The 928-nt window shown below is 32.8% G+C and carries 2 protein-coding genes; one reads left to right on the top strand and one right to left on the bottom strand.

What is annotated here, in order from left to right; translation table 11 throughout:
* A partial coding sequence (locus AC1DND_RS28590) for a GNAT family N-acetyltransferase (RefSeq protein WP_477586315.1) occupies positions 1-483 on the top strand: 483 nt, incomplete at its 5' end.
* On the opposite strand, the gene AC1DND_RS28585 is transcribed toward AC1DND_RS28590, so the two are convergent.
* The coding region (locus AC1DND_RS28585; protein WP_477586313.1) for a helix-turn-helix domain-containing protein at positions 473-928 on the bottom strand (456 nt) is incomplete at its 5' end. The genes AC1DND_RS28590 and AC1DND_RS28585 overlap by 11 nt on opposite strands.

Genomic DNA, 928 nt, shown 5'->3' with positions numbered 1-928 from the left:
CATTATGATATTCAATATCTTGATGAGTTTGTTAAATTTAAGAACAACCCAAGCATATTGAACAATAAATTAGATATGCCCTCTAATTCTTATACCAGAAATGATGGAATAGAATTGTTTCAAAAAAACCTAGATAAAATAACCGCCGAGAGGTTTCTTGTTTTTTATAATGGGAATTTTTGCGGGGATATTGGTATTACCCCAAAAGAGAATGTTTATAGATTTAATGCTAGAATTGGTTACTGGGTTGCCGAACCATTTTGGGGTAAGGGAATTACAACTGAAGCTATTAAATTGATGACCGATTATGCTTTTAAAACTTTTGATATCACAAGGATAGAAGCTGGCGTTTTTGAATATAATAAGGCATCTATGAAGGTATTAGAGAAGAATGGATATGCACTAGAATGCATTCATAAAAAGTCTGTTATTAAAAATAATAACGTGTATGACGAATATATTTGGGTTAAATTTAAAGCGTAATTTTGCTTTTGTAATCTGCAGGTGTGTTTCCACTCCATTGTTTAAAGGCTTTTCTGAAAGTGCTCGGATCGGTATAACCAAGCTTATAGGCAATTTCCGAAATAGACAGTTCATTATGTTTCAACAAAGCAGCTGCAAGCTCATACTTTACCAGATCACTGAGTGTTCTATAAGTTGTATTCTCGTCTTGTAATTTTCTTTGTAAAGTTCGGGGGGTAATATTTAAAAAGACAGCTATGTTTTCTAATTGAGGGAAGTCAAATTGATAATTATTCAAAATGGCTTCCTTTACTTTTGCACTAAACCTTACTCCTTCTGCTGCTTGTCTTAACCTTTCGTGGAGCATGTTTTCGATAACAGCATTTAGTTTTGGGTTATATCCCAAAATAGGAATTTCTAAATCTGCTTTGTTAAATACAATACAATTACAGGGCTGATTAAAACC

It is taken from the genome of Pedobacter sp. 01N416, assembly GCF_056399685.1.
This window is presented reverse-complemented; position numbering and strand designations above follow the sequence as displayed.